We start from the raw sequence: 7,648 nt of genomic DNA, 5'->3' as shown, positions 1-7,648 counted from the left end.
TTTACTTATTAAGGGGTGGTATATTGAAAAATATAGAGTTATTAAAGAATATAACAAGAGTAGAAGATTTAAATTTATATTTGAATTTAACAGAAGATGAGAAAGTAAAAATGAATGAAATACTTGAAAAATACCCTATGTCTATTACACCTTATTATATATCATTAGTTGATTTTAATGATCCAAATGATCCTATAAAAAAGATGTGTATTCCTTCATTAGAAGAAACAGATCTAAATGGAAGTTTTGATACAAGTGGTGAAGCAGATAATACTATTATTACAGGAATGCAACATAAATATAAACAAACAGTTATAGTTTTATCTACCAATCACTGCGCAATGTATTGTAGACATTGTTTTAGAAAACGTTTAGTAGGTTTATCAGATGAAGAAATAGCTAAACATTTTGAAGATATGTTAGAATATATTAAAGAACACGAAGAAATTAGTAATATACTTATTTCTGGAGGAGATTCATTTTTAAATAGTAATAAAAAAATTAAAAAGTTTTTAGAGGCTTTATGTGATATTCCTCATATTGATATTATCAGGTTTGGGACAAGAATACCTGTAGTATATCCTGAAAGAATAACAAGAGATAATGAACTTAAAGAAATACTTAGTAAATACAGTGAAAATAAGCAGATTTATGTAGTAACTCAATTTAATCATCCAAGAGAAGTTACCAATGAAGCTAGTGATGCTATTAAATATTTAAAAGAAGCTGGTGTTATCATAAAAAATCAAACTGTATTACTGAAAGGTGTAAATGATGATAGCCAAGTACTAGGGGATCTATTAAAGAAAATTACATCAATAGGAGTAATACCTTATTATATTTTTCAATGCAGACCTGTAACAGGTGTGAAAAATCAATTTCAAGTCCCACTAAAAGAAGCTATTGATATAGTAGAAGGAGCTAAAAATTTGCAAAATGGTCAAGGTAAATGTTTTAAATATTGTATGTCAACTGTAAGGGGGAAAATTGAAATAGTAGGAAAAATTGATGATACTAAAATAGTATTTAAATATCATCAAGCTAAATATGAGGAGGATAGAGGAAGAGTATTTATAGAAGAAGTAGCTAAAGATCAAACATGGATATATTAAAGCTATTAAGAATAGTGATAATAAAATAAAAAATAGATTATAATAGAATATGCTTTCGTTAGATAACTATATTTGTATAAAAACCATCATTTAAAATGTATTGAATTTAGATGATGGTTTTATCTATTAATTTCTAGTTATGTATTTTGTATAATAACTAGAATATTGTGAATTTATAGAAATAAAGCAATATCTTACTATACACGAAAACTTAAGTTGTTCTATAATATAACTATAGCAAATATAATAGTAAATACAATAAAACTAAATAGCGCTATATTAAGCAACTTTTGTTTACTAAATAGAAAGGAGCGTTAATATTTGTCATGCCAAGTAGTAAAATATATAACGCTAATCCCTATATCACCAAATCAATAAAATATATAAATGACAATATAAAAAAGAAGCTAAGTATCGATGAAATTTGTCAGTATATAAACTTATCTAAATTTTATTTCTCACGAATATTTAAAGAAGAGGTTGGTGTAACTCCATATAGATACATTTTAGATTGCAAAATAGAAGCAGTTAAAAATGATTTATCTGAAGGAGTCGATATTAACACAGTAGCAAGTAAATATGAGTTTTACGATTTAAGTCATCTGAATAAAAATTTTATAAAAGTTTACGGAATAACACCACTGGAATATCAGGAATCCTGCAAAATTAAGAATAAATAAGTTTTATTCTAAAATGTTAAGTTATTATGTAGCTAACTACATATATACAATAAATTAAAATTTTAAGGAGGTTTTTTAATATGGCTTTTACTTTTTATATGCCAAGTGTTAGTTTAATGGGACCAGGATGTTCAGACAGTTTACCAGAGGAAATAAAATCAAGAGGATTTAAAAAAGCTTTAATAGTTTGTGGAAAGAGATCTGCTGGTAGTGCAGAATTTAAAGGAATAACTGATAATTTAGCTTCTAATGGTGTTGAATTTGTTGTATATCCTGGTTCTCAACCAAACCCTACTGTTACTAATGTAATGGATGGTGTTAAAGTACTTAAGGATAATGGATGTGATTTTGTTATATCTTACGGTGGAGGTTCTCCGCATGATTGTGCAAAAGGTATAGCTTTAGTTGCAACAAATGGTGGAAATATTAAAGATTATGAAGGTGTTCACGTTTCTGAAAAACCTCAACTTCCACTTATAGCTATAAATACTACAGCTGGTACAGCTTCTGAAATGACAATATTCTCTATTATAACTGACGAAGAAAGACATGTTAAAATGGCGATCGTTGACAAACATGTTAATCCAGTTCTTGCAATAAATGACCCTAATTTAATGGTTAGTATGCCTGCTTCTTTAACTGCTGCTACAGGAATGGATGCTTTAACTCATGCAGTTGAAGCTTATGTATCTACTGCTGCTACTCCAGTTACAGATGCTTGTGCACAAAAAGCTATTGAACTTATAAGTGATTATTTAAGAGATGCAGTTGCTGATGGAAATAATATGGAAGCAAGAGATAAAATGGCTTATGCAGAATTTTTAGCAGGTATGGCATTTAATAATGCTTCACTTGGATATGTTCATGCAATAGCTCATCAATATGGTGGATTCTATAACTTACCACACGGTGTATGTAATGCAATATTACTTCCAGCAGTTCAAGAATTTAATGCTAAAGTTGCTGCTAAGCAATTAAAAGACTGTGCTAAATTTATGGGTGTAGATGTATCTGGAATGAATGATGATGAAGGTGCTGCTGCTTGTATAGCTGCAATCAGAAAATTATCTGTTGATGTTAATATACCTAAAGGATTTGCTGAACTTGGAGCTAATGAAAAAGATTTTGATATATTAGCTACTAATGCATTGAAAGATGCTTGTGGTGCTACTAACCCAGTTCAAGCTACTCATGATGAAATAAAAGCTATATTAGCACAAGTTATGTAATTTGAAAGTGTTGTCTAATTTTTAATAAATTAGTACATGTAAATAAACCTTATAACAATAAGCTATAATTGATAAATACAAAATTTATCGATTATAGCTTTCTTTATATATAAAAATATTATTAATAAGACATAATGTTGTCATATTAGTAATGATAATATCTAATCAAAGGAGATGATTTTATAGTGATAAAACTAACAAGCTAATAAATGATAATAAAGCAGTTTTAGTATATGTAGATATGTCTTATTTGAAATATTTAAATTTAGAAGAAGATAGTCATTTTGGAGGACATGCCATAGTTATTTTTGGATATGATGATAAAGAAAATAAATTTTATATAAGTGACAGAGATAATTCTGATAATCCAATAAGAACTCCAAAGGGTTATATATCTAAAGATTATCATTTAGCAAATTATTTCGAAATAGAACAGGCACGAAGTAGTAATCATAGACCATTTCCGGCTAAAAATAAATATTTAGATATGAAACTTGATAAATGTGGAAAAGTTACACCGAATATAATAAAAGCAGCCATAAGAGAAACTTGTGACAAGATGTTAAATCCATCAGCACAGTTATTAGGTTTAAATGGTATTAACAAGTTTTCAAAAGAAATATTGAAATGGAGCAAGTTTGAAGATGAAAAATTAAGAAAAGCTGGAATGACTAATTATTTTCAAATAAATGCAGATGGTGGCACTGGTGGTGGAATTTTCAGGCGTATGTATGGAGATTTTCTAAAAGAAGCAAGTACTATATTAAAATCAAGAGAAATAAAAGAAATAGGAGAATAATTTATAAATATATCTAAAAAATGGGATAAAGTAGGAAATCTCATGTGGAATCTATATGAAAGTGGATATAAACAATTATTGATAGAAATGTCTGATATAATAAAGGGAATACATAAAGGTGAAACTTTTGTATTAAGCAAATTATATCAATTAGTTTTATAAAATAATTAAAATAATAGAGGGATTCCATGAAAATTAATAGATTAACAGAAATTATATTGATACTTTTGAATAAAAAAACAGTTACAGCTAAGGAATTATCAGATAAATTCCAAGTATCCACTAGAACCATATACAGGGATATAGAAACATTATCTTTGTCAGGAGTACCAGTTTATATGAGCAAAGGGAAAAATGGAGGCATTAGTTTACTAGAAGATTTTTCAATAAATAAAACCTTATTATCTAAAGATGACAAGGAAAGTTTAATGTTGGCATTAAAAGCCCTATCAACTATTGAGTATCCAGAGATAAGCTCTGTAATTGACAAGATGGGATTTATGAATAAGACAAATAACAATGATAATTGGATAGATATAGATTTATCTAGATGGGGTAACAAAACCCATAAAGACGATAAATTTCATAAAATTAAATATGCAATTTTAAATAATAAATTAATAGAATACACCTATGTAAATAGTTTGGCAAATAAGTCTAGGAGAGTTATTGAACCTATTAAACTTATTTACAAAGGGCAAAGTTGGTATTTGTATGGTTATTGTAGATTAAAGGAAGACTTTAGATTATTTAGAATAAGTAGAATAAAAAATATTGAGATGAAGGAAGAAAGTTTTATAAAAAGGGATTTTAAACTAGTAGAAAAAAACAAACAAGAAAAAGAAGTTTGGAATACTGTAAAAGTGAAATTAAAAGTAAAAAAAGAAGCTTTATACAGAGCTTTTGATGATTTTGATGAAGAATCAATTATGGAAAATAAAGATGGAACTTATGAAGTGACAATGGAATTTCCAGAAAGTGAATGGTTGTATGGATATATACTTTCTTTTGGACCTTATGTGGAAGTATTAGAGCCATTACGTATAAGAAACATAGTTTTACAGAAGATGAAAGAAACTTTAAATATTTATAATGAAAAGTTTTAATATATTTAATTTAAGAAAGAGGAAGAGTCATTATGAAACATGAATGGAGAAAAAAAGAAAAGAAATATTATTTGCCAAAAGATAAACCTGAAATTGTCAACATGGAAAAGTTTAAGTTTATACAAATAAAAGGTAGTGGAAATCCAAACAGTGAGGAATTTTCTGAAAAAGTAGGTGTACTATATTCCATAGCTTATGCTATAAAAATGATGCCTAAAAAAGATATAACTCCAGAAGGGTACTTTGATTATACAGTATATCCATTGGAAGGTATGTGGGGATTGGACGAAGAAGGTAGGAAAAAAGAGACTTTTGATAAAAATCATCTAGTATATAATATAATGATTAGACAACCTAAATTTGTTACAAAAGACGTTTTTGATTTAGCAATGGATATTACTAAAAAGAAAAAATTTAACAAGTATTTAGATGAAGTTGAATTTGGAGAAATAAATGAAGGTATGTGTGTTCAAATGATGCATGTGGGACCTTTTGATGAGGAATATAGAACTTTTGAAATTATGAAAGAATTTTGTCATAACAATAAATTATCTCTAAGGGATAAAAGTCATAGAGAAATTTATATATCTGATTTTAGAAAAATATCACAGGAAAAACTTAAAACAGTTTTGAGATATATGGTGGAAACTAATTAAGGAGGAATCTGTTTTGAATTTTATAGATTTAAACTTTGAAAATATAGATAAAGAACATATATGTTGTGCTCTTTCTGATAAAAAGGGAGAATATCAAGTTTCGTCAAAAAAAGATTGGATTAAAAATGAATTAAAAAATGGATTAGTATTTAAGAAAGGAGATGTGAGAGGTAAAGTTTTTATTGAATATATACCTTCTGAAAATGCTTGGTGTCCAATTGTTGCATATAATTATATGTTTATAAATTGTTTTTGGGTGTCAGGAAAATATAAAGGACAAGGCATAGGTAGTAAGCTACTTGAGGAATGTATAAAAGATAGCAAAGATAAGGGGAAAAATGGGTTAGTAATATTATCTTCAAACAAAAAGAAACCTTATTTATCAGATAAAAAATACCTTATAAATAAGGGTTTTTTAGTAGCCGATGCTGTCAATCCATACTTTGAATTGCTATATTTCCCATTTGGAGAAGAGGTACTTATACCTAAATTCAAAAATTCTGTAAAAGAAGAAATTATAAATAAATCAGGATTTGTATTATATTATTCACATCAATGCCCATTTACTTCAAAGTATGTTTCTCTTATAAAAGACTATGCAGAGGAAAGAAAAATAAATTTGAAAACTGTTAGATTTAAAAATAAAAAGCAAGCGCAAAATTCTCATATACCTTTTACTACATATAGCTTATATTACAATGGAAAATTTATAACTCATGAAATTATAAGTAATAAGAAATTTGATTATATATTTAATTTACAACAATTGTAAATAAAAAGAGTAGCAACTTTTATTGGATTTACAACAATATAAGATTACTACTCTTTTATTATTTAAATTTTATACTTCTATTAATTCGTATTCTTTATTTCCAAGACCAAGTCTAACACTGTGATCTATACAAACTTCCCAGTTTGTTTCAGGATGAGTATTTATAAAGTGATCATGAGTACTAAGGTCTTTTTCATCTAAATAACTACCATGTATGATAGATTGTTTGTTGCAAGCATCTACACATGCCATGTCTAAAGCAACAGGGTCAAAAGAAGCAAATATACCAACATCTGGAATGATAGCTAAATCGTTTTCTCTGTGACAGTCACAATTAGGAGATACATCAATAACAAAGCTTATATGAAAATGAGGTCTACCTTGTAAAACTGCTTTAGAATATTCAGCTATTTTTTTGTTTAAAATATCATTTGATTCATCAGTAGGAGAATTTACGGCATCATAATTACATGATCCAATGCATCTGCCACATCCAACACATTTATCGTGGTCAATAGAAGCTTTTTTATTTTCTCCAAAGGAAATAGCTTCATGTGCACAGTTTTTTGAACATGTTCTACATCCAACGCATAAATTTTCGTCTACAAAAGGTTTTCCATTACTATGCATTTCCATTTTACCAGCGCGAGATCCACATCCCATACCTATATTTTTTAAGGCACCACCAAAACCTGTAGACTCGTGTCCTTTAAAATGGCTCATAGAAATAAAAATATCAGCATCCATTATTGCCTGACCTATTTTAGCTTCTTTAACATACTGCCCACCCTCAACAGGAACAAGAGCTTCATCTGTACCTTTTATTCCATCAGCAATTATTATATGACATCCTGTAGTAAATGGATTATAACCATTGGTATAGGCCGAATCTAAATGCTCAAGTCCGTTTTTTCTACCACCAACATAAAGAGTATTACAGTCTGTTAAAAATACCTTGCCATTTTTTGATTTTATTAAATCCACAATAACCTTAGAAAAGTTAGGTCTTAAATAAGCTAGATTTCCGGGTTCTCCAAAGTGTATTTTTATAGCGCTATATTTGTTTTCAAAGTCAATATCTTCTATTCCTGCTTTGATAACTAGTTTTTGTAATTTGTCTAGTAGATTATTTTTAAAGTCTGTTCTTAAATTTGTATAATATACTTTTGATTTATTCATAAGTTCCCCTTTCCATATGAAAAATAAGTTATTTCAATATATTATAATCCTATAATAATAATTCTTCCATAAATTTATATATATAATTTGGAAAAGAATTTAAATATATAATTAA

8 protein-coding genes are annotated in these 7,648 nt (G+C 27.7%); 7 read left to right on the top strand and 1 reads right to left on the bottom strand.

All coding sequences use genetic code 11. The features are described 5' to 3' along the window. The 7 genes from NSA58_RS12515 to NSA58_RS12485 form a co-directional block, all read left to right on the top strand. A partial coding sequence (locus NSA58_RS12515; protein WP_330652570.1) for a KamA family radical SAM protein occupies positions 1 to 1,112 on the top strand: 1,112 nt, incomplete at its 5' end. Positions 1,113 to 1,438: 326 nt separating this feature from the next. Beyond that, on the top strand, positions 1,439 to 1,792 hold the full coding sequence (locus NSA58_RS12510; RefSeq protein WP_052232901.1) for a helix-turn-helix transcriptional regulator: 354 nt from the start codon (positions 1,439 to 1,441) through the stop codon (positions 1,790 to 1,792). An 80-nt stretch (positions 1,793 to 1,872) separates the two neighbouring features. After that, on the top strand, positions 1,873 to 3,021 hold the full coding sequence (locus tag NSA58_RS12505; protein WP_039678977.1) for an iron-containing alcohol dehydrogenase: 1,149 nt from the start codon (positions 1,873 to 1,875) through the stop codon (positions 3,019 to 3,021). Between the two features lie 205 nt (positions 3,022 to 3,226). Beyond that, positions 3,227 to 3,820, top strand: a complete 594-nt coding sequence (locus NSA58_RS12500; RefSeq protein ID WP_257560516.1) for a BtrH N-terminal domain-containing protein — start codon at positions 3,227 to 3,229, stop codon at positions 3,818 to 3,820. 188 nt (positions 3,821 to 4,008) lie between these two features. Then, positions 4,009 to 4,926 (top strand): helix-turn-helix transcriptional regulator, encoded by a 918-nt coding sequence (locus NSA58_RS12495; RefSeq protein ID WP_074078739.1) that lies wholly within the window; start codon positions 4,009 to 4,011, stop codon positions 4,924 to 4,926. 32 nt (positions 4,927 to 4,958) lie between these two features. After that, positions 4,959 to 5,582, top strand: a complete 624-nt coding sequence (locus NSA58_RS12490) for a GyrI-like domain-containing protein (protein ID WP_139045074.1) — start codon at positions 4,959 to 4,961, stop codon at positions 5,580 to 5,582. Positions 5,583 to 5,595: 13 nt separating this feature from the next. Then, entirely contained in the window at positions 5,596 to 6,354 is a 759-nt protein-coding gene (locus NSA58_RS12485) for an N-acetyltransferase (RefSeq protein WP_074078741.1), read from the top strand. Between the two features lie 69 nt (positions 6,355 to 6,423). Here the strand turns inward: NSA58_RS12485 and NSA58_RS12480 are convergent, their stop codons facing one another. Beyond that, on the bottom strand, positions 6,424 to 7,533 hold the full coding sequence (locus NSA58_RS12480) for a DUF362 domain-containing protein (RefSeq protein WP_074078742.1): 1,110 nt from the start codon (positions 7,531 to 7,533) through the stop codon (positions 6,424 to 6,426). Positions 7,534 to 7,648: the final 115 nt, after the last annotated feature.

It is taken from the genome of Terrisporobacter muris (genome assembly GCF_024621905.1).
Lineage (GTDB): Bacteria > Bacillota > Clostridia > Peptostreptococcales > Peptostreptococcaceae > Terrisporobacter > Terrisporobacter muris.
Note: the sequence above shows the minus strand (reverse complement) of the source record. Positions and strands in the feature narration are given on the sequence as shown.